General features: G+C 36.5%; 32 protein-coding genes and 2 pseudogenes. 4 read left to right on the top strand and 30 right to left on the bottom strand.

From position 1 onward, the window contains the following. The first annotated feature begins 134 nt into the window (after positions 1-134). Both Q5W13_RS24640 and Q5W13_RS24635 read left to right on the top strand, forming a co-directional pair. Entirely contained in the window at positions 135-323 is a 189-nt protein-coding gene (locus tag Q5W13_RS24640; RefSeq protein ID WP_368662435.1) for a YciE/YciF ferroxidase family protein, read from the top strand. Beyond that, positions 320-628, top strand: a complete 309-nt coding sequence (locus tag Q5W13_RS24635) for a YciE/YciF ferroxidase family protein (protein WP_368662434.1) — start codon at positions 320-322, stop codon at positions 626-628. Before Q5W13_RS24640 ends, Q5W13_RS24635 begins: the two co-directional genes overlap by 4 nt. 16 nt (positions 629-644) lie before the next feature. Here Q5W13_RS24635 and Q5W13_RS05265 read toward each other — a convergent pair whose 3' ends face one another. The 14 genes from Q5W13_RS05265 to Q5W13_RS05205 all read right to left on the bottom strand — a co-directional run bounded on the left by Q5W13_RS05265 (position 645) and on the right by Q5W13_RS05205 (position 11,113). Beyond that, positions 645-959, bottom strand: a complete 315-nt coding sequence (locus Q5W13_RS05265) for a DUF3817 domain-containing protein (RefSeq protein ID WP_304445595.1) — start codon at positions 957-959, stop codon at positions 645-647. Positions 960-961: 2 nt separating this feature from the next. Beyond that, positions 962-1,420: a hypothetical protein gene (locus tag Q5W13_RS05260; RefSeq protein ID WP_304445594.1), complete on the bottom strand. Its 459-nt coding sequence runs from the start codon at positions 1,418-1,420 to the stop codon at positions 962-964. Between the two features lie 66 nt (positions 1,421-1,486). Beyond that, complete coding sequence (locus tag Q5W13_RS05255) at positions 1,487-2,080, bottom strand: TetR/AcrR family transcriptional regulator (RefSeq protein ID WP_155598178.1); 594 nt, start codon at positions 2,078-2,080, stop codon at positions 1,487-1,489. A gap of 186 nt (positions 2,081-2,266) precedes the next feature. After that, on the bottom strand, positions 2,267-3,295 hold the full coding sequence (locus Q5W13_RS05250) for a helix-turn-helix domain-containing protein (RefSeq protein WP_304445593.1): 1,029 nt from the start codon (positions 3,293-3,295) through the stop codon (positions 2,267-2,269). A 43-nt stretch (positions 3,296-3,338) separates the two neighbouring features. Continuing rightward, positions 3,339-3,485 (bottom strand): hypothetical protein, encoded by a 147-nt coding sequence (locus tag Q5W13_RS05245; protein WP_304445592.1) that lies wholly within the window; start codon positions 3,483-3,485, stop codon positions 3,339-3,341. A 220-nt stretch (positions 3,486-3,705) separates the two neighbouring features. Then, the gene (locus Q5W13_RS05240) at positions 3,706-6,702 is read right to left on the bottom strand and encodes a PAS domain-containing protein (RefSeq protein WP_304445591.1); all 2,997 of its coding nucleotides are present in this window, start codon (positions 6,700-6,702) and stop codon (positions 3,706-3,708) included. A gap of 5 nt (positions 6,703-6,707) precedes the next feature. Beyond that, the gene (locus Q5W13_RS05235; protein ID WP_155598182.1) at positions 6,708-7,154 is read right to left on the bottom strand and encodes a response regulator; all 447 of its coding nucleotides are present in this window, start codon (positions 7,152-7,154) and stop codon (positions 6,708-6,710) included. 9 nt (positions 7,155-7,163) lie between these two features. Further along, positions 7,164-7,727: a helix-turn-helix domain-containing protein gene (locus tag Q5W13_RS05230; RefSeq protein ID WP_155598183.1), complete on the bottom strand. Its 564-nt coding sequence runs from the start codon at positions 7,725-7,727 to the stop codon at positions 7,164-7,166. 303 nt (positions 7,728-8,030) lie between these two features. Next, entirely contained in the window at positions 8,031-8,222 is a 192-nt protein-coding gene (locus Q5W13_RS05225) for a hypothetical protein (protein WP_155598184.1), read from the bottom strand. Between the two features lie 27 nt (positions 8,223-8,249). Continuing rightward, entirely contained in the window at positions 8,250-8,411 is a 162-nt protein-coding gene (locus Q5W13_RS05220) for a DUF1328 family protein (protein WP_304445590.1), read from the bottom strand. 166 nt (positions 8,412-8,577) lie between these two features. Then, positions 8,578-9,318, bottom strand: a complete 741-nt coding sequence (locus Q5W13_RS05215) for an SOS response-associated peptidase family protein (protein ID WP_304445589.1) — start codon at positions 9,316-9,318, stop codon at positions 8,578-8,580. A gap of 74 nt (positions 9,319-9,392) precedes the next feature. Then, positions 9,393-9,842, bottom strand: a complete 450-nt coding sequence (locus tag Q5W13_RS05210; RefSeq protein ID WP_304445588.1) for a ferritin-like domain-containing protein — start codon at positions 9,840-9,842, stop codon at positions 9,393-9,395. A 199-nt stretch (positions 9,843-10,041) separates the two neighbouring features. Continuing rightward, entirely contained in the window at positions 10,042-10,293 is a 252-nt protein-coding gene (locus tag Q5W13_RS24630; protein WP_368662433.1) for a hypothetical protein, read from the bottom strand. Continuing rightward, positions 10,244-11,113 (bottom strand): DNA topoisomerase IB, encoded by an 870-nt coding sequence (locus Q5W13_RS05205; protein WP_368662432.1) that lies wholly within the window; start codon positions 11,111-11,113, stop codon positions 10,244-10,246. Before Q5W13_RS05205 ends, Q5W13_RS24630 begins: the two co-directional genes overlap by 50 nt. 169 nt (positions 11,114-11,282) lie before the next feature. On the opposite strand from Q5W13_RS05205, the gene Q5W13_RS05200 reads away from it, so the two are divergent. Further along, positions 11,283-11,525: a hypothetical protein gene (locus Q5W13_RS05200; RefSeq protein ID WP_304445587.1), complete on the top strand. Its 243-nt coding sequence runs from the start codon at positions 11,283-11,285 to the stop codon at positions 11,523-11,525. Between the two features lie 123 nt (positions 11,526-11,648). On the opposite strand, the gene Q5W13_RS05195 is transcribed toward Q5W13_RS05200, so the two are convergent. The 15 genes and pseudogenes from Q5W13_RS05195 to Q5W13_RS05125 form a co-directional block, all read right to left on the bottom strand. Then, the gene (locus tag Q5W13_RS05195) at positions 11,649-12,683 is read right to left on the bottom strand and encodes an AI-2E family transporter (RefSeq protein WP_368662431.1); all 1,035 of its coding nucleotides are present in this window, start codon (positions 12,681-12,683) and stop codon (positions 11,649-11,651) included. Between the two features lie 79 nt (positions 12,684-12,762). Continuing rightward, positions 12,763-13,662 carry a mechanosensitive ion channel family protein gene (locus Q5W13_RS05190; RefSeq protein ID WP_304445586.1) on the bottom strand — a complete coding sequence of 300 codons (900 nt, stop codon included), beginning with the start codon at positions 13,660-13,662 and terminating at the stop codon, positions 12,763-12,765. Between the two features lie 11 nt (positions 13,663-13,673). Next, a complete protein-coding gene (locus Q5W13_RS05185; protein ID WP_304445585.1) occupies positions 13,674-15,470 on the bottom strand; it encodes an SLC13 family permease in 1,797 nt (598 codons plus the stop codon). Positions 15,471-15,538: 68 nt separating this feature from the next. Further along, positions 15,539-15,700, bottom strand: a complete 162-nt coding sequence (locus tag Q5W13_RS05180) for a hypothetical protein (protein WP_155598192.1) — start codon at positions 15,698-15,700, stop codon at positions 15,539-15,541. A 39-nt stretch (positions 15,701-15,739) separates the two neighbouring features. Then, the gene (gene hpf / locus Q5W13_RS05175; RefSeq protein ID WP_155598193.1) at positions 15,740-16,039 is read right to left on the bottom strand and encodes a ribosome hibernation-promoting factor, HPF/YfiA family; all 300 of its coding nucleotides are present in this window, start codon (positions 16,037-16,039) and stop codon (positions 15,740-15,742) included. A gap of 144 nt (positions 16,040-16,183) precedes the next feature. Beyond that, on the bottom strand, positions 16,184-16,795 hold the full coding sequence (locus Q5W13_RS05170) for an NADPH-dependent F420 reductase (RefSeq protein ID WP_304445584.1): 612 nt from the start codon (positions 16,793-16,795) through the stop codon (positions 16,184-16,186). 58 nt (positions 16,796-16,853) lie between these two features. Continuing rightward, entirely contained in the window at positions 16,854-17,462 is a 609-nt protein-coding gene (locus tag Q5W13_RS05165) for a nitroreductase family protein (RefSeq protein ID WP_304445583.1), read from the bottom strand. A 156-nt stretch (positions 17,463-17,618) separates the two neighbouring features. After that, positions 17,619-18,646: pseudogene (locus tag Q5W13_RS25705) on the bottom strand (AI-2E family transporter). 28 nt (positions 18,647-18,674) lie between these two features. Beyond that, complete coding sequence (locus Q5W13_RS05155) at positions 18,675-18,914, bottom strand: DUF7218 family protein (protein WP_155598197.1); 240 nt, start codon at positions 18,912-18,914, stop codon at positions 18,675-18,677. A 24-nt stretch (positions 18,915-18,938) separates the two neighbouring features. Continuing rightward, positions 18,939-19,682, bottom strand: a pseudogene (locus Q5W13_RS05150) (SDR family oxidoreductase). A gap of 153 nt (positions 19,683-19,835) precedes the next feature. Continuing rightward, positions 19,836-19,958 (bottom strand): hypothetical protein, encoded by a 123-nt coding sequence (locus tag Q5W13_RS05145; protein ID WP_304446466.1) that lies wholly within the window; start codon positions 19,956-19,958, stop codon positions 19,836-19,838. A 5-nt stretch (positions 19,959-19,963) separates the two neighbouring features. Further along, a complete protein-coding gene (locus Q5W13_RS05140) occupies positions 19,964-20,260 on the bottom strand; it encodes a YhjD/YihY/BrkB family envelope integrity protein (protein ID WP_304445582.1) in 297 nt (98 codons plus the stop codon). Positions 20,261-20,306: 46 nt separating this feature from the next. After that, a complete protein-coding gene (locus Q5W13_RS05135; protein ID WP_304445581.1) occupies positions 20,307-20,741 on the bottom strand; it encodes a YihY/virulence factor BrkB family protein in 435 nt (144 codons plus the stop codon). A gap of 241 nt (positions 20,742-20,982) precedes the next feature. Beyond that, positions 20,983-22,467, bottom strand: a complete 1,485-nt coding sequence (locus tag Q5W13_RS05130) for a mannitol dehydrogenase family protein (RefSeq protein WP_304445580.1) — start codon at positions 22,465-22,467, stop codon at positions 20,983-20,985. Between the two features lie 13 nt (positions 22,468-22,480). Beyond that, a complete protein-coding gene (locus tag Q5W13_RS05125; protein ID WP_304445579.1) occupies positions 22,481-24,205 on the bottom strand; it encodes a purine-cytosine permease family protein in 1,725 nt (574 codons plus the stop codon). Positions 24,206-24,568: 363 nt separating this feature from the next. Between Q5W13_RS05125 and Q5W13_RS05120 the strand changes: the two genes are divergently transcribed. Further along, entirely contained in the window at positions 24,569-25,540 is a 972-nt protein-coding gene (locus Q5W13_RS05120; protein ID WP_304445578.1) for a bile acid:sodium symporter family protein, read from the top strand. A gap of 23 nt (positions 25,541-25,563) precedes the next feature. On the opposite strand, the gene Q5W13_RS05115 is transcribed toward Q5W13_RS05120, so the two are convergent. Then, a complete protein-coding gene (locus Q5W13_RS05115; RefSeq protein WP_304445577.1) occupies positions 25,564-26,931 on the bottom strand; it encodes a DEAD/DEAH box helicase in 1,368 nt (455 codons plus the stop codon). Between the last annotated feature and the right edge of the window lies 1 nt (position 26,932).

The raw sequence follows: 26,932 nt of genomic DNA, 5'->3' as shown, positions 1-26,932 counted from the left end.
AATTACTCCAAAAAAAAACAATTTTAAAATAGCATTTTTTACATCTTATAACAGCACTTTTTTCTTCAATTAAGTCAATTTAAAATAGTATTTCTGATTATTTTTAAAGTTAGAAATAAGTAACGAAAAGAGATATGAAGACATTAAGCGACTTATTTACGCATCAACTTAAGGATTTGTATAGTGTTGAGGTTCAGTTACTAGAGGTGCTACCGGATATTGTGGAACACGCTAACGATAAGCTGTTGAAACAAGCGATTGAAAATCACTGGGAAGAAACAAAAGAGCAAAAGGATAGAATTGAAAGTATTTGCCATAATTGAATATTACGCCATCTGGCGAAACCTGTCAGGCCATGAAAGGGCTTATAAAAGAAACGAAACATTTTATAGAAGAGGTAGAAGATGATGAGGTGATGGATGTAGGTCTTATTGCAGAAATACAGCGTGTACAGCATTATGAAATTTCCGGTTACGGTAGTGCGGTTCGTTTTGCAAAAGAATTAGGATATAGACAAATAGCAAAAACCTTACAGGAAACTCTTAATGAGGAATATGATGCAGATAATACGTTAGAAAAACTGGCAGAGACCCGACTGAACAAAAAGGCAATTGGGGGGAACTCCTAATTGTTTATTTAATCCTTTAGTCTGCGGAGTATAGTCTACTAAAAATTTTTCTATCAATATAAAATGTGCCAAATGGAATAAAGCACGCCAAAATAACTTTCCATGTGGTGGTACGGAATCTCCAATTTTGCTCAACGCCTACGCTTAACGTATTCATTATAAAAAGCAAGAATAGGGCGCCATGTATGGGGCCAAGGGATTTGGTTAGGCTTGGGTCTAAAAAGTAATACTTCATAGGAACTGCAATGAACACAAGAATTAGAAGGGAAATACCTTCCAAATACCCAATTATTCGTAGCCTTCCTAGTTTAGTTTTTAATAAATCTTTCATAATTATCTAATATAAGGTCTGTTTGCTAGAGGTGAAAAAGGCCAGTATATGGCTATTACAATTATTAAAAGTGCAATAGAGAACCATACTAACATGGTCTTGAATTTTTCTTTATCAGTCATTTTTCGTTTCGCCATAGAAGAACCAATGGTAAGTATTACAATGGCCGATAGCATTAGGGTACTATGAATTGCCCCAAAAAATAGGCTGTCCATATGATTTAGTGCTTGACTGAAATCCTTCCAGAAATACATTACTACAGGACTTTTTACATAAAGAATAATGCCTACAACTAACTGGATATGGGCAATGGTTGCAGTCCAATGTCTAACCAGATTATCGGTCTTGGAAAAATGTAGGTTTTGAAAATAGCCTTTATAAGCCCTGAAAATGGAGTACAGGATGCTAAACAGTACAAACCAGCGGACTAGTGAATGTAGAAATGGGAGTGTTTGATACATTAATAATGAATTGAATATTAATGCAAATATAAACAGAACATACTAACTAGTATGTTCTGTTTGAAATTATTGGCTAAGATTTTTTAAATATAATTTAAGTTCCTCCAAATAAAGGTGGTAGCAATCCGTACTGTTATATACTTTTCCAAAATTTCGTATACCCCAATAACCAGATATAACGAACAGAGCAATCTGTTTTGGGTTAACAGAATTAACTATATTACCCTTTTCTATTCCTCTTTTAATACTGTTCTCTACAGCAATTTGCCACTCTAGAATCAACGTGTTAAGTGCCTCGGAAAATTTGGAATTCCACGGTGTCATTTCTTGGGATAAATTACTTGCGGGACAACCATATTCAAGTTTCAAGAAAGGAGTATCTAGCAATAGGGTTTTAATCATCAAAAAAATATCCTCAACTGGTTTAGAGCTGTTTTGTAACGGCGCAATAAAAGCATCGTGCATGTTAGGTTTTACAATTTCTTTAATAATTGCAATGCCCATTGCATCCTTAGTTTTAAAGTGATAATAGAATGCTCCTTTTGTTACTTGGGTGGTGGCTATAATTTCATCAATACTGGTTGCTTGATAGCCCTTTTTATAGATTAAATCGAAGGCTTTTTCAAGAATAGTATGCCGGGTATTGGATGCTTTTGTCATAAAAGATACTAATTAGTATGATGTGCAAAGTACTGAAAAAAAAGTAATGAGTAAGACCTTTATAAATTGAAAGAGCAATCTATTAATTTCTTTATTTGAACAAACTACCTTGTTTTTTATGCACAAAAAAACCGGCACTAAAAGTGCCGGTTACCATTAACAACCAAACTATTCTAACCAATTATCTTATAGAGACGCAGCAACCATATTTTGCTTGTCTTTATACTGCTTTGGGCTGCAGTTATATTTGTTTCTGAATATTTTTGAGAAATAGCTACGGCTAGTAAAACCAATGCTGTAAACTACCTCTGAAATGTTCAAATCTGTATTTTTAATAAGTTCTTCGGCTTTTAGAATACGTACCTCTCTTATGTAATCTGTAACCGTAGTACCATGCATTAATTTAAAACCTTCTTGTAATTTGCTAGGAGATAATCCCGATTTGCGACAAAGCTCTGAAATGGATAATTGTCTTTCCGGATAATTGTTCACGAAATCTGAAATCTCTCTTACTGATTCCATTTCTCTCATATTTAAGCTACCTGTTTGGTTTTCTTGGTTCTTAAGGTCATCTGTATGCTGTTGTACCTCTAGAGCCAAAATCATATGCACCAAACCTTCAATCAATAAACTTCTAACAATACCCTGTTGCTTAATAGCTTTAAGTTGACTGATTTGATCAGCAATTTTTAAGTTATATGAGCCAATATATATACTGTTCTCTGCAGGCTTACCATTTAATATAAGTTCTTGCAGTCTGTAGTTTAATCCGTTTTTCTTAGACGTATCTCCGTGAGCTACGGTTCTAACCACAATTAATGATGTTTTAACACGTACATCTTTCTGGAAGTAAAGAACGTTGTCAGAATTGCTAGCATTAGTTAAAATACCTGTCTGAAAGTTCTCTAAAACATTCTTTTCTGTTTCATTATCAAAGCTGTGTGCAATTCTACCAGCTGAGCAATATGCAAAACAAATAGGAGCGTTTTCTTCAGAACCTGTTTTTAAGGTGAAATCTTCGTTAAACTCCATATCAAATTCTAAATAAGAAATACCACCTTTAAAAGTTATTCCTCTTATATGACCTCGGCCTAATTCATTATCAAGAGTTAAAATATGCTCTTTTACATTTACTGAAAGTGAACCACCAAAATTTTGGTGAAGTTGTTGGAACATATTTTTAATAGCTGCAGATGATAGTGTGATAGTTTTCATAGTGTGTTTTTTAAGGTTGTTAATTTCTTTTGACTGAAATTGATTATCTTTTTAATGGTTGCTGATTAGCATTATTCATTTCCATTATAAAGCTCTCTGGTGTTGCGTCATTATTAGAATACTCATGAATTGGTCTTACACGACCGACTCTTGCCAGTTGCTCAGATACTTGTTCAATTAAATTTTTCATAGACACCAAGGTTTATTATTTGTTCTGGTACAAAGATCGTGGGGGAGTCCACCTTTTGTGTTACACAATTATTGCTTTGTGTTATAGAATTGTCGCTTTAAGCGCAAAAAGGCGTTAAAATGTCCTAAAATCCAGCCTTTTAGACATATTTCTCTAAACCACTAACCTGTGTAAACAGTTGTGGATTACTATAAAAGGAGATAGTATGGGAAAGTTGGAACTAGGCGGGTAAGTAGAAAATGAATGCAGAACCTTTGCCCAATTCACTTGTAGCGTAAATAAACCCGTGATGGTTTTCTACTATTTTTTTGCAAATGGCAAGACCAATGCCTGTGCCCGAATATTCTGATTTTTGGTGCAACCTTTGAAACACCTCAAATATTTTATCTGAGTGTTCCGTAGAGAAACCAATACCATTATCTATAATGGTAATCTTGTAATAGTTATTTGCCGTCTTAAAGAAGTTTTCCGGAATTTGCTTGGAATGCACTTTCTCTGCCTGAATGGTAATGGATGGTTTTACATCTGCTACCTTATATTTAAGAGCATTAGATATAAGGTTGTTCAATAGCTGCTCTAATTGATAAGACACGCCTCCTAGTCTAGGAAGATCTTCACTCTTAATCATAGCGCCGGTATTTTCAATAGTGGAGGAGAGGTCTTCCTTTACCTTTTCTAGTACCTCGTTCAAATCTATAAGTTCAAAATCTTCATGTTTTGAATCTATTCTAGAATAGGTCAATAAGTTCATAACCAAAGACTGCATACGAGAGGCGGCGTTAACCACCTTCTTAAAGTAGACACGACCTTTGTCCGATAAATTGTCTATTTCCGTACTTTCTATACGGGAAATAAACATCTGGGTTTTTCTAAGCGGCTCCTGCAAATCATGGCTAGCCACTCTATTAAAAGATTCTAATTCTGCATTGCTATGCTGTAACTCCATATTACTGGCGCGTAATTTTTCTTCTGCGGCAATGCTCAATGAGATATCTTGGGCAACTCCAGACATAATTTGTCTGTTGTCTTTATGAATAAACTGGCCGTTTACCTTTAGGTGTTTAATTTCTCCACTTTTGCTTATAACACGGTAGCGGTGTTCTTCTACAATTAAGTCTTTCGTAGATTTTTGAATGCTATGCTCATACGTTTTTAGATCCTCAGGATGCACAAATTCTGCAAATTGCTCTAATGACGCTTCAAATCCTTTAGGTTCATAACCCAACATTCGGTAAAAATTATCCGAGATTTCAATTTCATCGGTACCCACATACCATACAAAGCTCCCTATTTTTGCAATTCTTTCGGCATCGGTTAGAATAGAGTTTTGAATAGATAGTTCTTGGTTGAGTTGTATTACACGATCCGAGTTTTGTTTTTCTTCGGTAACATCAACAATTACACCTACAGAAGCTTTTCTACCATGACGAATAAGTGCACGACCATTAAGCTCTATGTGTTTTACATCTCCTTGCTTGGTAACGATTCGGTATCCGGATACTTTGGATTTTCCATGTTCAACCGTTTCTTCTCCTAAGCGGTCATAGGTTGCTAAATCATCTGGATGAACAAATTTGCGATAACTATCAAAAGTTACCACAAAGGAGTTAGGTTCATATCCTAAAATGCGATAGAAATTATCTGAAATTGTAGCCTCTCCATTATCTAAATACCAAATGTAACTTCCTATATTCGCTACATTTTCAGCGTCTGCAAAAATTGAATTTTGAGTCTCTAACTGGGTGTTTAGCTGTGTTAGTTGATTTGTTTTTTCTTTTTCCTCAGTAATTTCTCTTGTAGTAAGTGTTATGCCATCTCCTAATTTAATGGCCCGGGCACTAAACCATTTTTCATTATTATCTATAGCAGTATAGGGAACTTCATACGAGGTTGGCTCTCCAGTATCAACCACATTTTTTAAGTAACCAAAAATTTCGGATTCAAACACGGTTGGAAAAATTTCAGAAATATTCTTGTTGGTAATTTCCTCTGGTAAATCTCCGGTAATTGGAGAAATCTTATCGTTAATAAATAGAATTTTAAAGTCTACAATTTTACCGCTGTTATCCCTGATACTCTCAAAGTTCATGACTACATGAGGTATACTTCTAAAAATATTATTCAGAAAAGCACGGTTGTCCAACAGTTTTAGGTTTTGCTGTTCTAAACGTTGGTTGAGTAACAATTGCTCTTCTTTGGCTTTTTCTTCTGCGGTAGAGTTACGAGCGGTTACCATAATTCCTTCCGCTAATGGTGTCAGTAATGATTTAAACCACAGTTTCTCTCCTTTCGCGAAAATTTCTCTGTCTAAGGTAATTTTTTTCTTTTGTTGAAAGCACTCAACTAATTTTTGAAATTCGCCGTTGAGCATTAAAAAAGGAAAGACCTTAGATATAGGTTTACCCATAATTTCGTTAGGGTCAAGGCCCAGATAAGAGCGGTTGCATTCATTTGCAAAAATGATTTCAAAATCTATGATTTCCTTTTGTTTATCATAAATAGGCTCGTAATAGTTAATGATGTTATCTGTGGTGGCGAGTACACTTCTAAGAAAATTTTCTGATTGGCGAATGCGCAACTTGTTCCTATATATTTTTAGAAAAGCCAGTATAAAAACAATAAGGGCAAAAAATGCCAAAAGCAAGGAAGTAAACGGAGCTAAATATTTGTTGGCATCATACTCTTCTCTTGTTTTTTTGATAGAGAGGCGCTCCTCGGCCAGCATTTGATTTCTTATGTTCCTAATGCGGTATAATGTAAAGTCAATGTCACTTTTTTTAGCTTTTTCGGACTCATTTACACTGCTGAGTGGCTCGTTGGGATGTTCCGCCAAAGCTTGAAGTTCATTATGCAAGGTGTCCAAAAGTGCTTCCATGGGAGCTAAACGAATCTGCTGAGATGCATTCCCTTGGGTTAGGTCTTCAAGTGTCTTTAGAATAGTTTCACCGTCTTTTACATAATCATCAAATACGGTGTTATTCTCATCTTTATTTTGGATTTGCGCTCTAAACTCTTCGGATTCCGCTAGAGTAGAGTGGGTAGAGAGTTCACTAATGGCATTGTTTACTTGTAAAGTATGCGCTACTTTTTCCGCTAGATTTTGCATTCGCATAATCTGATAGTATGCCATGCTAGCCGTAAACAGAATAATTACAAAAGCAACGAACAGTAAAGCTATGTAGGTCTTGGAAGAAGAATATATTCGTTTGAAGTCCATAAGCTCTATATGCGAAATAGAAAGGTATCCTTATTAAGATTAGACGTGTGGTACTGCCAATTTAACTGTAGTACTCGTTCTACGGAAGCTTGCAATTTAACAAAGTTATTGGGCTTATTTAGATAAATGTTTGCCCCATTTAGAAAAGTCTCCTCCACATCTTTTTCTGATGATGACGTAGAATAAATGGCAATACAAAGATCTTTTAGATCCGGATTCTGCCGTATTTCTTTCAAACATTGCATACCATTTTTTATAGGCATGTTTAAATCTAGAAAAATGAGATTGGGTAAGACAATATTGGGTAAGGTTAGATAGTCCATCAATTCCTGCCCATGCTTAAAAAGTGATAATTTAGTTCTAATACCTATTTCATCAATAGCCTCACTAAAAAGCATTCTGTCATCTTCATCATCATCTGCCAAAGCAATGTTTAGTAGTTTGGTATCCATAAGTATATATTACGTTTTGGGGTTAACGGTATGTTTAATTTTTTTGCTCATGATTCGCTGAAAACTACTTGGAGTAAGGCCAGTGGTTTTTTTAAATTGTCCGGACAAATGGGCAACACTACTATAATTAAGTTTAAAAGCAATTTCTGTAAGCGTAAGGTCCGTATTACAGATCAGCTCTTTTGCTAAGTCCACTTTACGTAAAATAATATAATTTTCAATAGAGGTATATGTACTTTCTGAAAAAACAGAAGAAAGGTGTGCATATGAATAATGCAGGGTATCGGACAAATATGTCGAAACCTTTATTGACTTTAAATCTTTGTCTTTTAGAAGTTCATCAATAGCACTTTTTATGCGCTCTACCAAGGTAATTTTTTGACCATCAAGAATCTCAATTCCATATCTCTTCAAAGAAGTAGTAAGAGAATTTCGCTGCTCGTCAGATAGACCGCCCTTAATTTTCACCTCACCCAAACTTCCTAGAGAATATGTTACATCAAAAGCATCAAGATGTTCCTTTAACAAGGTCTTGCAGGCTAAGTCAAAATCATATTTTACAAAAAAAGTCATGTTAGAGATTACAGTATAAGTTAGCTATTTTTCAGTATACGAAAGATATGCACTTTATTTTAAAAAATTAAGGTATAAAACCTACTTGCAAACTAATGGCCGAACATTATACGTTTTTTTTGTTCAGTTTGGTTTTTAATTGATGGAAGAAACTTAAAACGGAGAAATAGAATTTACTTCATTAGATTGATAAAAAGATTGTTTGATTTTGGTCTATTTAACGATAGGCCTTAGTGAGTACAAAAAAAGATTGGGCGATTCCCGAAGGAAACGCCCAATCTTACAATCAACCAAACTTTAATCTTAATTGTCATCTACGGCATCTTCAATACCGTCCTCAACGTCTTCGGCGCCTTCTTCTATGGCATCTCCGGTATCGTCAATTGCGTCTTCTATTTTGTCTCCAGTAGACTTTGCCTCATCTCTACAACTTGTTAGTGTAGATACAGATGCGGTCATTAAGACAAATAACATTAAATATAGTGTGCGTTTCATATGTTTAGGGTTTTTGAGTTAATAGATTTATACGGGCTTCTTTCCGGTGAATAATGAAATCACGAAAAGGATTAGAAAAATAAAGAATAATACTTTGGCGATACTTGCAGCACCAGCTGCTATTCCACCAAATCCAAATATTGCGGCTATAATCGCCAATATTACAAAAGTAACTGTCCAACGTAACATAGTATGTAGTTTTTAGATTAGTAATTTCTAGTGTCGTACTTATCCGACTTCTATGATACAAAGATGCAGTATGTTCAGGGTTTCGATTATCGCAATAAATTTATATTTTACCTTCAAACAACAGGGGTGAGGGGTAGAATAAAGTGTGGAATGCCACAGTAACTTATTAGTTACTGAGATTTATACTGTTGCTGTATAAAAGATCATGTAACGTGGTAGGAAGGAAATCTTCTCGGTCTAAACCAGATAAATTTTCAGAAGCATCCGTTGGCGCATTTTCGAAAAAATCTTCCGAAACGGGCTTGGCAATCAAGTTAAGGGTAGCTGCTGCAGTGTCTATATTATATGCCGAAATCTTATGGTCTAACCAATCTTTTTGTTGAGAACTGGGAACCATAATAGGCATTTGGTCATTAATATTATGGACTTCTGTCACGGTTCTATTTGCCTTGTCTGTAATGAGGGAACTTGTGATAAAGCCATCTTCTAACTCATTGTAAATACCGGCAAGGCTAAATGGCTCGCCAGATTTTTGAGTCATATGAAAGAAGAGTAGCTCTCCTTCTGAGATAAATGTGGTGAAAAAACCGGTTACAAGTAGTAGGCACCGATCAGTATCATCTGTATGGGCGTACCATGGTTTTGTTTGTAAAGAGGCTAACGGTATGGTTAACGTATTTACGTGTTTTTGAAAATTTGCCCAATCTCCCTGAAATCTCTTAGGTAGAATTCCCCAGATAGATGTAGATATGGTATTTTGTTGTTTTGAAGTTATAATAGGAACGGTACTTTCTTCAAGTCCGTTTATGATATTTCTGGGTCTATAGATGTCAGGAAATTGAAAAAGGGCTCCATACGTTTCTTCAATCTGCTGTCTATCTGCCCTGATGGATAATTTATTGAACATAGGTATTTTTCTATAGTTAGTGAAATTTAAAAAAGGGATGCACATGCATCCCTTTTAATTTTTCTACGGTACTCTTATAGTACGTCTTCCAATCTTTTGATGCTACTGAGATCGGTGCTGATCTTATTCATTTGCTGGGTTAGTAAAGTAGCTGTTGTAGTTGGTAAAGAAGTTTCTTTCAATACCTCTTTGTATTCATCTACAGCTGCTTTTTCTCCAGTAATGGATTCTTCTAGCATGGCCTCGTCATTATCTCCGCTAAACCAAGCTTTTACATCCATCCATCCGCGGTGCATTGCTCCAGTGGCACTTCCGCCTTTATCAAAGTTTTGCCCGTAACGAGCAATTTCAGCTTTCAAATCATGTCCAAACGCATAACGCTCATCTGCCTTGCGCGTAAAAAATGTTTTCAAATCCGTGCTTTGGGCATGTTCTGCTGCCTTTTTAAAGCCTTTTTCCGCGTCGTATGTTTTTTCTAATATGTTGTTCAATTTTGTGTGTACTTCTTCACTATATGTACTCATTGTAATTTAGTTTTAAATGAGCGGCAACTTGCTTTTTGGGGGATGCGTGCCGCATGGCATCTTACTTACTAATAGTAAATTTACGAGGAAGTCTTTGTTGGTCTTTATCTGAAAAAATGAATTATTGATGCAATCCATAAAGGGCCAATATATTGCGTGTGCATTTATCCATTAATGTGAAAGAGAATTTAAAGTAGCTTTAAAACTGGGGAGTGTACTGTTCAAAAAGTTCAAGCATAACCATTTCTGAAGTAGAGAAATGCTCAGATTTGGAATCACTTTTGTCCGCCTTATCAAACCATTCTTTTAGAGAGCCGTCTTCATAGGAAGTAACTAAGACGGGATGCACGTAATATTTGCGGCATACATTTCTGGTGTTTCCTAAGGCGGTTGCTGCAGCATCAAAACCTACAAGGAGATTCTTTTTGGTGTCTTTTTGGGTTTCGGCCAAGGCCAAGGTCTAAAAGTGTATCAAAAAATACAACCGAAGCCGCCCAAGTTCTAAAGTCCTTGGCAGTAAAAAATTCTCCGCTTATATCATGTAGATATTCGTTAACCATAGAACTGTCTACAGATTGTTTGTCGCCATCTTCATCGTAATATTGAAAAAGCTCCCAATAAGGTATATCTTCACAACGGCTAATAAGGCGCATCAGTTTTTTATTACGAACGGTAATAGAGTGTTTTTTGCCCTTTTTACCCACAAACTCAAACTTAATATTATCCTTAAAAACTTCTACATGCCTTTTACGCATGGTAGAAAGCCCGTATGATTTATTGCGTTTTGCATATTGCTCGTTGCCTATGCGTATATGGGTCTCATCCATAAGTTTTATAATCAGCGCAACAACCTTGGCTTTTGACCATTTTTTTAGTGCAAGGTCTTTTTCTACCTGTGCTCTAATAAGTGGTAGCTTTTTACCAAACAAAGCCATCTTGTAGAATTTGGTCTGCTTTCTAATTTTTACCCAAGTAGGATGATAACGGTATTGCTTTCTGTTTTTTAAATCTTTACCTACTGCTTGTAAATGCCCATTAGATAAATCAGTGATTTTTACATCTTCCCATGCTGGTGGTAAAACCAAACTTGTAATCCGCTCTAGCTCCTTTTTGTCCGTTACAGGTTTTTGTTTGTGTAAATAAATGAAACTCTTTCCTTTTCGGGAACGGGAGATTGGCATTTTACCATTGTCTACATAAACCAAATTGAGATTTTCAATCGCCAATTCTGGTGCTCTCAATAACTGACTTAATAGTTTCTCTTTGGTCATCTGTGTAATGGGGTTGATGGTTGTAATGTACTGATGAGGTTAAAGATATCTCTAATATCATATCCGGTTTGAGCTCAATCAATTTTTAGATTAACCGTTATGGGAAAATGGTTTAATTAAGTAAAAAATGCATGTATATTAGAGTAAAACGATGTAAAAACTCATGATTTTGAATGAATCTGAGTCGTTTTTGAAAATTTTAAGTAAGTCGAAAAACAAAAAAAATATGGAAAATACAATGAAAGACGAGAAGATAAGAAATGAAAAAACAGAATTTGCTAAGGAAGCTCACGATCCTAAGGAAGAGTATATCTTTCAGAAAAATGGAATCACTAAAAAAGGATTCTTTATTATCATAGCTGCTTTGATTATTCTAGGAATAGCACTTGTTGCATCTGGTGTGGCTTTCTAGCTCTACTGCTTTAGGCATATTAAAAATGAAAGATTCTTACTGAAGAACAACTAATAAGTTACAGCCCTCTAGTTAGGGCTGTAACTATTTTATTTTTAGATACAAATTGTTTTAGAATCACCTTTATAACTGTATACCCATACGGGCTACCATCATACCAACAATTCCAAATAACAGACCCGCACATAGTATCACTAAGAAGATTTCTAACGGATGCGACTTTACACTGTTACTGAATATAATGGGTTGAGAGAAAAAATTATCTATAAGCTGGCCAATCGTTACGCCAAGAAGTACATACCCCACTTTGGGTAGAATAATAGTACTAAAATCTAATCCCGGGTTACTGGTAACCGTAAACATTACCATAATAATAGCGCCTATCATTGGTCCCAAATAGGGGATAACATTGAACAGGGCACACATGAACGCAATGAGTACCGCATTCTCCAACCCTACTAAGATTAAGGTTATAGCATATAAAGAGAACAGAATGAACAGTTGAAACAAGAGCCCAACGAAGTAGCGAGACAATAGGTTTTTAATCTTTGCTATGGACCGCATAGTTTTCATTCTGTGGTTGTCCGGCACCGATGCTAAAATAGACCGTTGAATAATTTTACTGTCTTTAAGAAAAAAGAATGAAATAAATAAAACGGAAAATATTCCAATACCAATATTGTCTAGTACTTCCAAAATGGATTTAAAAAATGATGGTACCAAATCCTTGCTCAGGCCTTTTACCGCGTTTTCATCTAAAGCAGCATTTTCTACCAAATCTTCAACAACTTTTTTTGTAGTACCAAAGTACTCGGAAACCATAACGTACAGTTTATCAAACTCAGCCTGAATTACACCAAAATCAAACAAATAAAGGTTCTTACCCTGTTCGGTAAGTAGCGGCACAATCAATACAATAACACCTCCGAACAATGCGGTTAAAAGGAGCATAGTGAGAATTACGGCCATAATATTAGGTATCCTAAGGTGATGTTTTAGGAAAATGACAATTGGTCTACCTATGAGCGCTACAACACCGGATATGACCAGATAAGCTACTATAGATTGCAGTTCGTAAATTAGAAATAAGAGAAGCAGAAAGCCGCTTACTGCGGCTACTGCTTTCAAAATTCCACTGGCTATCTCATTTGATTTCATGGATGGGTATTGGGTAAGTTAATTTACTTCAAATAAGCTATTAAATTAAGTCCGAGCTTTTATTTCTCTTTCTACTATTTTAAGATTGCCCTTTGATTGAATTGGTATTCATATTCAATGTGTTCTTTCCAAAATCTAGCGTACGGATAGGGAAAGGAATATTAATGTCTTTCTCATCAAAGTGTGATTTAATCAACTTAACTGCCTCATGTCTAGCGGCGTGTTCTTGTTTAGCACCTTTCATATCAATCCAAAAACGGACCATAAAATTAATAGAACTATCTCCAAATTCAGTAAAATAAAATTCTACGGCTTCGTTATTTTTCTGAGGGAAACTATCACCAATAATTTTCACGACCAAATCCTCTACATCTTGTAATTTACTCTCATAACCTACACCACAACTAACAACAATCTTACTTCTGTTACTAAGCGAATAGTTTTTAAAAGACCCGTCCACAAATTTGGAGTTGGGTATAATTACGTAATTATTATCGGGCTGGCGTACCACAACATTTCTCAAACTAATTTCTGAAACAAAACCTTTTACGCCATCACTTTCAATAAAGTCATCAATGTTTATTTTCGGCATAAAAGAAAGTATAAGTCCGCCAAAAGTGTTGCTTAAAGTTCCTTGTAATGCCAAACCAATTGCCAGACCAACAACACCTGCACCAGCAAGAATACTGGTAAGAACCTTATCTAGTTCCAATACACCCAAGGCAATAAAGAACCCAACCAAAATAACAGCCGAGAAAATAAATCGTGCAATTATATCTTGAATAGATTGTTGACTGATACGGTTAAGCAAGAACTTTTGCATTAGTTTGCGAATGCCCCGTGCAATGAAATAAAACAGGACCATGATAAAGATGGCCATAACAATATTGGGAAGCTTTAATACAATGGCATCTAGCCACCCGTCTAACTTGTCCCATAATTTACTTATTGAGTCTTCTATTGAGAATTTACTTTCCATAATATTTTTTCTTATAACATGTTGGTTAATAAAAATGTGGCCACCACTGCCAAAATAAGGCTCAAAAGGCCACCAATTCCTAAAAAGTGACTAAATCTATAGTTCCCTAGACTATAGATTAAGGTGTTGGTCTGATAGCCAACCGGGGTGAAAAAGCTAAAATTAGCAGCAAACATTACTGCTAGAATAAAGGGTTTGAAGTCTAACTGCATTCCCTGTGCTACGGCTATAGATATGGGTGTCATAATAATTGCCGTAGCATTATTACTTATGACCGCACTTAAAATCATTGTTGAAAAAAATAGGGTTCCTATGACAACGTATCCATATTGGTCAAACAGGAAACCCAGTAGTTTTTCTGAAATAAAAGCATCTGCACCGGTGTTATGCATGGCAACACCTAAAGGAATCATACCTGCCAACAAAAAGAAAATTTGCCAGTTTACCTTTTTATAAACAGTGGTCAAATCCAGATTGTTGGTCAATAATAAAATACAAACACCGGTAAGGGCGCTTACCATTATAGATAATGTTCCGGTAGCTGCTAAACCAATAACTAGCAAGAGTACGCCTAAAGAGAAATAACGCTTGTATTTAGAGTTAGAGCCTACTTTGTTAAACTCTTGGAGGAGTATAACATTCTCCATATTATTTATGGTTTCAAGCTTTTCTTTGGAGGTCTCCAAAAGCAGGCGGTCACCCACTTTCAATACCAATTTGTTCATGCTGTTGCGTACCAATCTTTCTTCTAAGTTGGTTAACGTTTTTCTTTTTTTAATGGCGACGGGCACAATATCCTGCATCATAGAACTCCTTAGATTACCTAAGGTTTTACCAAGAAACTGGGCTCCCGGAAGCATAAGTAGCTCTATAAAAACTCTGGCATCAAGTTCGTTTTCCTTTTTGTCTTTTATGTTGCTAAGCTCTTGTGGAACAAAGTATTTTTCTTCGTTAAGGCTAAGATTCTCAGATTCATTTATTCTGGTTAGATTTTCTAAGTCGCACATTAATAGCAACTCATCATTAGCCTTAAAAGTGATATACTTACCGGGAGAATTATGAACTCTATTGTTTCTTGTTAGCTTTAAAAGCGAAACATCTGGATTCTCAAAAAGGAAACTTTCCTTAATAGTTTTACCTACCAATTTAGAATCTGCATTTATATGAACATGGGTTACATAGCTGTTTAGATTATAATCCTCATCCAAGTTTTTGCCTTTTCCCCAAGGCAACCAGTGTAACGTTAGAGTAAGGTAAACGATTGATATTCCTAGAAATATTAACCCGAGCATGGAGAATTCAAAGAAGCCCAATTTTTGGGCACCTAAATCTGTTGCTACGGAGTTTACTATTAAGTTGGTTGAGGTACCCATTAGTGTACATGAACCTCCCAAAATACCAGCAAAGGATATGGGTAGCAATAATTTACTTTGCGATACATTGTATTTCTCCGAAAGCTGGTTCACTATTTTAATGAAAACAATGACCACGGCAGTGGTACTAATAAATGCCGATATGCCCGCGGTAACAAACATGAATATGGGTGCCATAACATACAGGGGCAAACCCTTTACCCGCCCCATACCTGATGCAAGCCAATTGATAACACCATTTTCTTCTAAGGCAATGGCAAGAATCATTAAAGCAAGAACAGCAATTGTAGCACTGTTAGAAAAGCCACTAATAGCTTCTTCAGGATTGACTAAGCCTAATAGGGTAAGGGAAACAATAATTAAGAAGGCAATTTTATCTACTGGAAAAACCTCGAATACAAATAGTAGTACGGTTACCAGTAAAACACAAAACATTAAAGTTATTTCTATAGGTCATTTAAAATATTCGGTAGTACGCCAGATTTGTGTACTACCATAATTTGTTATGTTTTTAACTTCTTTCTTTTTTTCTTGCCTTTACTTGTCTCGTTTTTCTGTAATAGCTTATATCCCAAATAAGCGAATTGCATTCCTACGAGCGCCAGTTTTAATTTTCTGCTATTGGCCAAGGCCGAGGCGATGCCAATTAATGATGTCGGTTTCATATCTATTTTTTTGTAGTTTACACATTGATAAGATGACGGCTAGTGAGCCGACATCTTATCCTTTACTTTTCTCAATTGATCTTGTAAATCACGAACGGTTTCACTCATGGCCGCTTCAAAAGTTTCGGCATTAGATGAGGCAAAAATTCGTGGTCCGGGCATACTCAAACGGATGTCACAAAACATTTCTTGATCATCGCTTCGGTTTTCCTTTTTAAAGAATACATCTGCACGATGTACAAAATCATATTTATGCGCTAACTTTTCTAGTTTTTCCTTTACAAGTCCTTCTAAACGCCCGCTGGCAGATACATCGTGATATTCGTAAATGATTTGCATATTGTGTGTTTTTGATTAAATTTTTAAGTGGATGGGCTTTTGCACATCCTTTTTAATATGATATTTATTCTAATCTAGAGTTCTATTTTATATAAGAATTAGAAGTATACTATTAGTACATTCTAATAGAGTCAACCAATTGTTTTAACTCATCATGTGGTAAGGATTTACCGTAAATGGCCTATAGTCTGGATCCATTATTTTAGTATCGGTAAGATTGCCCACATAGAGTGTATCAAAACCCATATCTTCAATTAGTTTTTTTGTGACATATCTGCTTTCAATATCTTGGGCAGCATAGGGTACAGTCAATTTATCGGTACTCCTAAAAGCTTTGTCGCGCAAATCGTCGGCTTTAATAGAATTGAATGCTTTTGCAGTTTTAGCCGAACTGAATTTCATGGCAGTGTATTCTGATGCTGTATAATTGGCATCTCGTACCTTCTGTGCCATTTCTCCATCTCTTTCCGGATACGGATTTGTGGCATCTATAATAAGCTTGTTACTATATTGTGAGGCATAGGTTTTAGCCATTTCATCAACTGCTTTAAAAGGCATTGCTAACAAGTAAACATCTGCATTGGACTCAAAAGCTTCTTTGATGCCCATTGCCTGTGCGTTGTTTCCAGCTTCGCTTGCTAAGTCTTTTAATTCTTCTGGATGACGTGAGCTAAAAAGTACTTCGTGCCCTGCTTTTGCCCAATGCTTTCCTAAATTTCCTCCTATGTTTCCACTTCCTATAATTCCTATTTTCATAACTGTTTGTTTTATGTTACATCCGCAGTTGCGGATAATCTGATTTTAATTCCTTTATCTATGCGTCCCAATCGCCGTTAAAGACAAAAGACGATAAAGGCAGTCGTTTCCTGTCTGCAGTTTCCTGTTCTATTAGATTATCTGGTAATTTGTTGGAATCACCACCGTAGTAGCCCACAGCAATTGCTGAGGATATGTGGTATTCTTTGGGAACGTTAAATTCTTTTTCGGCTTTTTTCCAATCAAGACCTGCCATGTGGTGAAGACCTATACCTAAGTACTGCGCCTGAACCGCCATATTGCCTAAGGACAATCCTAGGTCATAAGGAGCGTGAAAATTCTCATCACCATTTTCTAAATGTGTCTTATAGATAGTTAATATCAGTAAAGGCGCATTTCCTGCCCAAGTCTTATTAAAATCGCTCAGGCAATCATAGATTTTTTTGTAAGCATCAGTTCCTCTCTCACCATAAATAAATCGCCATGGTTGCAGGTTGTTAGAGCTAGGAGCCCAACGGGCAGCCTCAAAAAAAAGTTGGTGAGTATGCGTGTTAGTAATCAAATTTTCTCTGAATACTCTAGGGCTATACCGCTGCTTTAATAATGCGAATATTTCGTATTCGGTATCTGCTATATTTTCTAATCTTGTATTTTCTCCATCGTTCATCTCTCAGTATATTTTACTGCTATATTACATATATAGATGAAGGTAACTTGTCTCAAAAGCCGCTATTATTAGTGCTAAAGCGATTGAGATATAGTACGGAGTGATACCGTTAATTTTCTTGGTGAAATCAGATGAATTTAGTCAGGTAGGATGAAGTTACACCGTGGTGATATCACTACTTTCTTTGCCATATTCTTCTTTGTAAATCTGTACGATAATAAGAAATAGGCTAACGAACAGCGGACCAAAAATTAAACCGATAAACCCAAAAAGAGGAATCCCAATTAGAACACCGATCATTGTTATCAAAGGATGTACGTCATCCAGTTTTTTCAGCACATATAGCCTGATAATATTGTCAGTAGAACCCACCACAACTATACCGTAGATAAGTATGCCCCAAGCTTGAAAGAAGTCGCCTGCCGATAACGCCAAAAGGAAAACGGGCAAAGTACCCAACATGTTCCCGACAAATGGAACCATAGATCCAATGGCTACGATTACCGCCCAGAAAAATGGATTTTCAATGCCAAAAATGAGAAATCCAATGAGAGCAACTATTCCTTGAGCAATAGCCACTAAAGGAATACCTAGTGCATTGGCACGTACCATACGTCTTATTTTGCTTCCTATCGTTTTTAAGTTTTCTGTGCTAATAGGAATGTATTCAAAAAGAGACTCGCGCATTTCTTTGCGGTTCGTCAACATAAAATAAAGAAAGAAATACATGATTCCAATAGCAATAACCGAGGTGAACGTACTACCTGCAAAACCCTGTAAGCTATCAGATAACCAGCCAGATACTTTAGAAACATCTATCTGAGAAGATAAGTCGTAACCTACGTAATTCTCAATACTCTGAAGCTGGGTTTTAAAGCTTTGGTAACCTTTTCAGAATTCTTGACCGCTTCGCTCACCTTATTTCCCAACATAAGAACTGCTCCAGAAACCGGCATAAGAATGATCAATACAGAAGCGAACATTAACAAACTTGCGGCTAGGGTAGGTTTCCAGCCCTTTTTGACCAATTTCGCCATGGACTTCTTCAATAAAACATACAAAGTAATAGCACCTAAAACCCCAGAGAAATAAGGTGCCATTTCTTGAAATATGAGTCCGCCAATAAGTACTATTAACAACAGCACAAAGAGCTGGCGTATTACTTTGGGGTTTATAGTCTTCATTAGCTGTATGTATTAGATGGGTGTAGTACTAGTTATTTCTTAAGGCATGAATAAGCTCCGCTTTGTCCATTTTGGAGCGTCCGTCAATACCAATATTTTTGGCTTGTTCATAGAGCTCCTCTTTTGTCCGTTCTTCATAAGGTTGTGCCTTGCCGCCTTTTTTTCCGCTGTTAGGTGAATTGGCTATGCGGGCAGACTTCTCTTTGCTATAACCTTTTTCACGGAGTGCCTCATATTGGTCTTCGTTTTTTATGCTGGGAATGTCCATTGTTGTTTCTTTTATGTTAGTAGCCTATTGTTGCTGCTGTGTTGGCATGATAAATACGTCATTAATATTGGCGCGAGCTGGTTGTACTAACGTGTAATAAATAGCCTCGGCAATATCTTCCGCTTCTAGGAAAGTCATTTTTTGCATATCCTTGAACATCTCCTTTATGTCCTCGTCGGTAATAGTATTCGTGAGTTCTGTTGATACCGCTCCTTACTCAATAGAAGTAACATTTATGCCATATTTAGGTGCAAGCTCTTGTCGCAGACCTTCAGAAAACATTTTTACAGCAGATTTAGTAGCGCAATAAACTGCTCCTCCGGGAAAGTATTTGTGTGCTGCACTTGAAGATATATTGATGATATTTCCGCCTTTATTTTTAATCATAGTTGGTAGTACTGCGGCAACACCGTTCAAAACACCTTTAATGTTTACGTCTACCATCTTTTCCCACTCATCTGTCTTTAATTTTTCAACAAAAGAAAGGGGCATTAAACCAGCATTGTTAATTAACGCATCTATAGTTTTGAACTCCTCAAGTGTTTTTTTGACCAACTCCTCGTAATCAGATTTTTTAGTGACATCTCCGGTTACTATCAAAGCTTCGCCACCTTGGTCTTCTATTTTCTTCTTTAACTCTTCTAGTTTTTCTTTACGTCTAGCGGTAAGCACCACTTTTGCTCCTTCTTTAGAGAGTTTTAGTGCTGTAGCTTCGCCTATTCCACTAGATGCTCCTGTAATGATGATTACTTTACCTTTTATGTCCATTTTTTCTTTTTTATAAATTGAATATTTAACTGATGTAAAGATTTCAATAACCCACGGCATAGCTTAATCACATCAATATAAATATTGACTATAACCGTAAAAATGATAGGGTAGAGGTGGACTGAAGTTTTAAGTATGCCGAATAAAACCTAGTTATTCAATAAGGTCTTCAGAAGATTTAAGTGGTACACCATGTCCGTATCGTTTGGCATAGACCCAAGTAAATTCAGCACCAAAAAAGAGAATCAAACAGGAGTAGGAAACCCATAAGAGAATTAGAACTATTGTGCCCGCTGCTCCATAGGTTGAACCAGGTCTGCTTCACCAAAATAGTAGCCTAATAAAGATTTACCTAAAACAAATAGAACAGCGGTTATTAGAGAACCGATCCAGACCGTTTTCCAGCGAATTTTAGCATCGGGGAGATAGCGAAAGATTAAAGCAAAGAGCACCGTAATAATTCCTACGGAAACTACAAAATCTAGAATATAGGCAATGTAGACAATGACCTCTGGGAGTATGCTTCTGATATATCCGTTTAATGCCGAAATGGCTGCGGTAACTAAAAAACTAACCAATAATAAAAACCCGATTGCGAGAATAAAAGCGAAGCTCCTAGCCCTGTCAATCAACATTTTTATAAAAATTGGAATCCGGTTTGGGCTCAACTCCCCAAATTTGATTAAGTGAGAGTTGTAGATGATAGAAAACTCCGGTAGCACCAAAAACTAAGGTTCCAATACCCAGAATACTAGCCATGGTACTACGGTCTTTATTTTGTGTTTCAACCATCATAGATTGTATAGCTTCAGCAGCATCACGACCTAAGGCACTTGATATTTCTTGTGTTAATTCGCCTTGCACAATTTCCGTGCCCCAAACAGAACCTACCACATTAATGATGATGACCAAAAGTCCGGGTAATGAAAGCACCGCATAGTAAGCCACAATTGCGCTAAGGCGAAAAGGGTCATCTGCTTCCCAAGCTTTGTAGGTGTCTACAATTAACCTAGGTAGATGTTTTAATCTGAATTTGTCTTCGGTACTAGAAGATGCCATAAATGCGATTCGGTTTAATCCTATGAGAGTACCAAATTACAGATTGAACTTAGTAGGTGTTGATGTTTTTGGAGAAGATTTTAACCTTAAAAATAACTTCGAATAAAATAGGGATATCGCGCGTAGACTTTAAATTGGGGTATAAAATTTCAGATAGAGTTATAGAAATAAAAAGGGCTTCGATTTACCGAAGCCCTTAATAAAATATATTATGATGTCTGGTTAATTAAAAAAAGACATTTTAAATCATTTTTTTCATTTGCTGAGCGACATCAGGATTGGTATAAATGATGTCAATCATTTGAGTATATAAATCGGTGAATTCTTTTTTATTCACCAAATCCCCAAATATAGACTCCAACCGGATAAACGATAGTTTATCTGTGGCTGTGCCTTTTGCAGCAGTATGAAGTTCATCTTTCATAGCGTCAACAATGTCCAAAGGTTCGTTATGTTGATTCACTCCTTTATCGCTATAATAACACCACGCGGCAATTACAAGAGTTGCATATTTAATACTACCACCGTTTGCAAGATTATCATGAATAGTGGCAATTAAGAACTTGGGAAGTTTAGCAGAGCTCTCCAGACAGATACGAGCTAGATTGTCCTTAATGTTGGGGTTGCCAAAACGTTCTATTAAACTATCCTTATAGGCGTTAAGGTCTACGCCTTCTACTGTATCCAGTACTGGGGTTACTTCAACATCCATAAATTTCCGAAGATAAGTGCCAAAAAGAGGGTCGGTAACCGTATTGTCAATAGTATCAAATCCTTGAATAGATCCTAACAGGCCAAGAACGGAATGTCCAGCGTTTAAAAGGCGGATTTTCATCTTTTCGTAAGGCGTAACATCAGGAACAAACTGTGCGCCTACATTTTCCCATGCCGGACGGCCATTGCTAAAGTTGTCCTCAATAACCCACTGGTGGAAAGGCTCACAAGTTACGGGCCATTCATCTTTTAAACCAAAGGTCTCGCTAAGGTAATCTATATCATTCTGGGTAGTAACCGGAGTAATTCTATCTACCATTGCGTTAGGAAAACGCACTTCTTTTTTGATGTATTCTGCTAATTCCGGGTCTTGTTTCTCAGCAAAAGCAGAGAGCATCTTAGCGGCCATAGTACCATTATGCTGAATATTATCACAAGACTGAACGGTAAAGGCGGGAATACCTGCGTTTTTGCGTTTTCTTAAAGCAGCAGTCAAATACCCAAATACGGTTTTAGGAGTTTCAGGATTAGCTAGGTCATACTTTACATCTGCATTATCAAAATCGAATTCACCATTTGATGGCTTAAAATTGTAGCCGCCTTCTGTTATGGTAAGGGAAATGATTTTAATATCCTTATCGGCCATTTTATCAATAACCGCTTGTGGATTGTCTACAGATAGCATAAAATCTATGATGGAACCTATCACCTTATTTTCCACCTTGCCATCTGGATGTTTGACAATTAAGGTATAGAGATAATCTTGTTTTTTTAATATATCGGCCATGTGGCGGTCGGCTTCTCTAAGGCCTACCCCACAAATACCCCACGAGGAAGCATCTGGTCCGTGTAATAAAGTATCTGTATAAACAGCTTCATGCGAACGATGAAAACCGCCTACACCAATATGCACTATTCCTGCCGTAACCGAGTCACGGTCATATTTTGGTATGCTAATGTCCTTTGGTAGACGAGATAGACTTTTTTGGCTTAATTCTATAGATTCCTTCATGATAAGTGTGCGTTTAATGGTCGCTTTTATTCAGTGCTTTATTTCTTTGCAACACCCAATAGGCCGTTGCAAAATAAGTTAACGTGCAGATAAATGCATAGGTGTAAAAAATGTCGCGGTTAATTTCGTATTGTGCCATATCAGGGCTCCAGAACATGGTAATAATGGCAAGAACCATAGTAATGATTAAGCTGCCATAAGCAATTACACGTAATAGTTTTGTAAACCCGGATTTGTCATCCAAATGAGGAGAGTCATTTTCAGCTTGTTCGTCTTGGTAGGCTATTATTTTTTCATTTCGCTGTTTGTCAAGTGCTTCTTCTTCAGGGTAACTTTCTGCTGCACCATATTTCTTTGCTAAAAGTGTATAGATTAAGATCGTGAAAATCCAAGTAGGTATAAATAAATAATAAAAGGATATAACATTCATAGCGTTGAGACCAAATCCAAAAACCAATCCTAGTCCCCACGAAGCAACGGCAGGAATACTAGTTTTTACGTTTTTATAAGATACCCAATATCTGGTAAGACCTATACGAGGGAAAATTACATGTTCTGCAAAAACAATGGCGCCAACAGGTACAACTAGAAGTCCCGCGTAAGTCAATAAAGGAAGCATTTGTGTGAAAACGAATGGGAAGCACGCAACTATAACTGTAACAATACCCACCACCAAGGTTGTTTTTCTTCTAGAATGTTTGTAGAATATAGCCTGAGCAGCTAAGCCTGCTCTATAAAGGTTGGCATTGGCGGTAGTCCATCCAGCAATAATAACGATAACAAAACCAGAAAGGCCAAGTGCGTAGTAGGCGACATCGCCAGGATCAAGTTCAGTAATACTTTTCTTTAATAAAACGGCCGTACCTGCACCCATAATACCTGCGCAGATCCAAGCAACAAAATGCCCGAATAACATACCCGAACTGGTAGCTAGTCCGTAAGAACTTTTCTTTGCGTAACGGAGTAAAGCCATATCTATGAGCCCAAAGTGCGTAATGGTATTTGCTGCCCATGCAAAGCCTATAACCTCTAGTAGACCTATGCCCGGTTCTCCAGCACTGTTTATACCGGTCCAAATAGATTGGTCTCCAATAAGTAAAAAGTCGCTCCATCCGTTCAGCTCAGTTTTACCTAAAACGGCTTCGGATAAAGCAGGCATAAGCACAAGGGCTCCGCTGCTAAACATTACAAAAAGCCAAGGGGCACAAATACTGGAAAATTCAGAAACGGCCTTAAAACCGTACATAGCAACAAAGACAACTATAGTACCCACTAGTAGTACCACTATCACAAAAAATGCATTGGTGGGATACCAATTAAGCTGCGCGGGAATATCGAATGCGAATCTAACTGCCGTGGAGGAAACTGTAATCATGGCCGCAGATATTACGGTGAATATAATTACGTTGGCCCAGTTATATAGCTTGGTCATTGAATCGCCCGCTATTTTATTCAAATAGGTGTAAAGACTCTGGCGGGTCTCTACGGCAATAGGCGCGGTAATGAAGGTCCAGCTTAAAATGGCTAAAATATTACCAACCAAGAGGCCCAGTATAATATCTGTAGTTTTAGCACCAAGGGCAACAAAGGTGGCACCTATTACAAATTCTGTGGCGGCTACATGTTCACCTGCATATAGGCCCAAAAAATGTGCCCAACCATGTAATTTATGTTTTGAAATTGGTAGCTGCTCCTCATTCAGTTGTTTTAATGCACTATAATCCTCCGAAGCGTTCATAATTTGGGTGGTTAAATGTATAAAATGGTATGAGCGGAAACTAGGTCGGAACGAGAAAAGTTCTGAACCAGTCTGCTAACTTAATGAAAGCTTTTTGTATAAGTATTATTTATGTTTTTAAAGAAATTTTAAGATTTCATGTTTTCAGAGCTAACATTTTATCTTAAAATTTTAATGTGGATAAAGTAAATATTGAAAGAGCAATTAAACAATGGATACTGTACTATTTTTGCAATAGTTTAATTTAGTCACATAAATGATACTTAAAAAGCAGTAGGGTTCAAAAGCCTATAGCAATTGTGATTATTAGAATTTTTTCTGTTTTGACGAGAATATTATTAGAGCGTAACAAAGCAAATATTTATGAGATTAAAGGTTGATGGATTTGTTTTGTCTGTTATAGCGGTAATTGGCATAGCATATGTTTTTCCTCAATGGGGAACACCTGAAAGTAAAATTCCAATAGACACAATTAGTGCGATAGGAATTTCGCTTATATTTTTCTTTTATGGACTTAAATTGAGTCCTACAAAATTAAAAGCAGGAATTAAGAACTGGAAACTGCATCTTCTGGTGCAAGGGTCTACCTTTTTGATGTTTCCGTTGTTAATTTTGATATTTAGGCCATTTATTCAAAATGAAGCACAGGAAACCATTTGGTTGGCATTTTTTTTCTTGGCAGCGTTACCATCAACCGTATCTTCATCTGTTGTTATGGTTTCTATGGCAAAGGGTAATATTCCTGCAGCTATTTTTAATGCCAGTATATCTGGGATAATAGGTGTTGTTCTTACTCCTTTGTGGATGGGCTTGTTTGTACAGAGTGCGCAGACAGATTTTGATTTCACCGATATTTATATAAAACTATTTGTTCAAATAATTTTACCGGTAGTAGTGGGTATTCTTCTGCAACGCTTTTTGGGAGAATTTGCTCACAAACACAATAAGCGCTTAACCTTGTTTGATAAATCCGTAATTCTACTTATTATATATAAGAGTTTTGCGGAATCGTTTGAGGGGGATATATTCAGTACGGTATCTGTTTTGGACTTACTGATGCTTTTTGTAGCCGTTTTAATATTGTTTGGTGTCGTCTTTTCTTTAACGGGTTTCTTGGCAAAGCAAATGAGGTTCAATACAGCAGATCAAATTACTGCCCAATTTTGTGGAACAAAAAAATCATTGGTACACGGAACAGTGTTTTCTAAAATAATATTTGGAAACCTAGCCTCAATAGGTATAATCCTTTTGCCGCTTATGATATTTCATGCCATACAATTATTAATTATCAGTACGGTGGCATCCAGAATGAGTAGGAAGAATATAATCGAGTAGTTCTTAAGCCATGGCTTAAATTGTTACCACTTCTTCTTACTACTATTTTTGTTTTGGATTTTATCTCCTCGTTTCTGTGGCTTTTTGTACTTCTTTTTAATTTTTCTCTCGTAGCTTTTTACCTCGTTCCGCACTTTACTGTTTTTGGCAGATTTCTTGTGAAAAGAAGCTCCTTTTTGAATAGTAGAGTCATCATCGGCCAGCTCTGCGTGTGGATCTACAGGTTTAACATCTTCTTCAGGTGTTAGTTCAGAGCTAATTTCTACTTCCTTAGGAAACTCATTAAAAGGTATCTTGTAGTTCATTAAACTTTCAATAGCCTCTTTTAATTCGGTCTCTTTTTCATTGTAAAAGAGAATAGACCTTCCTTGTTCACCAGCTCTACCGGTTCTACCAATCCTGTGGATGTAGTTTTCTGGGTAGTAAGGTGTATCAAAACTAATTACCGTACTAATTTTATCAATATCAATACCACGAGCAATTACATCTGTCGCGATAAGGATTCTACTTTTACCGTTTTCAAATTTCTCTATGGATTTTGTACGGTGGTTTTGTTCTTTACTTGAGTGAATTACAGAAATTTCAGATTCAAAATTTTCTAATGTTTCAGCAAGTCTATCTGCACTGATCTTGCTACCTACAAAGATTAATACTTTGTTGTACTCATCTCTATCTTCTAACAGATGATGTAGTAAGTTGGCCTTGGTATAGAAATTAGGAACAGCATAGGCTTCTTGACTAATACTTTCCAAAGGTGTTCCACTTATAGAAATGGTTTTCTTAACCGGGTTAACTAAGAAATCGTTCATCAATTGGTCTACGTAAGTAGTCATAGTGGCAGAAAAAAGGATGTTCTGACGCTTTGTTGGTAGATACTCAAAGATGTTCCTTAGCTGCGTTTTATAACCAAAATCTAGCATAACATCAACTTCGTCAATAACCAATTTTTTGATTGATTTTAGTCGGAGTACATTAGCAAGCACCAAGTCATATAATCTTCTAGGCGTACCTACAATTATATCTTGACCTTCCGCTACAGCTCTTTTTTGATTGTTTATGTTGTTAGAACCACCGTAAACACCCAGTGCCCTTACACTAAGGTATGGCGTTAGTTTTTCTATTTGCTCTACTATTTGAATTACGAGTTCTCTAGTTGGCGCTAGGATTAAAACCCTAGGGTGTTTTTGATCTGAATATTTCAAATCCTGCAAAATAGGTAGAAGGAATGCAATTGTCTTTCCAGTTCCGGTTTGGGCAATACCAACAAAATCAGTGCCGCCAAGGATGGGGGAATAAGACTCTTGTTGAATAGGTGTTGGTTCATCAAACCCTAAATCTACAATAGCCTTTTGTAACTGCTTTTTTATTTTGAAATCTTCGAAAGTATTCATT

This window comes from Zobellia laminariae (assembly GCF_030553095.1).
In the GTDB taxonomy this organism is placed as follows: domain Bacteria; phylum Bacteroidota; class Bacteroidia; order Flavobacteriales; family Flavobacteriaceae; genus Zobellia; species Zobellia laminariae.
Note: the sequence above shows the minus strand (reverse complement) of the source record. Positions and strands in the feature narration are given on the sequence as shown.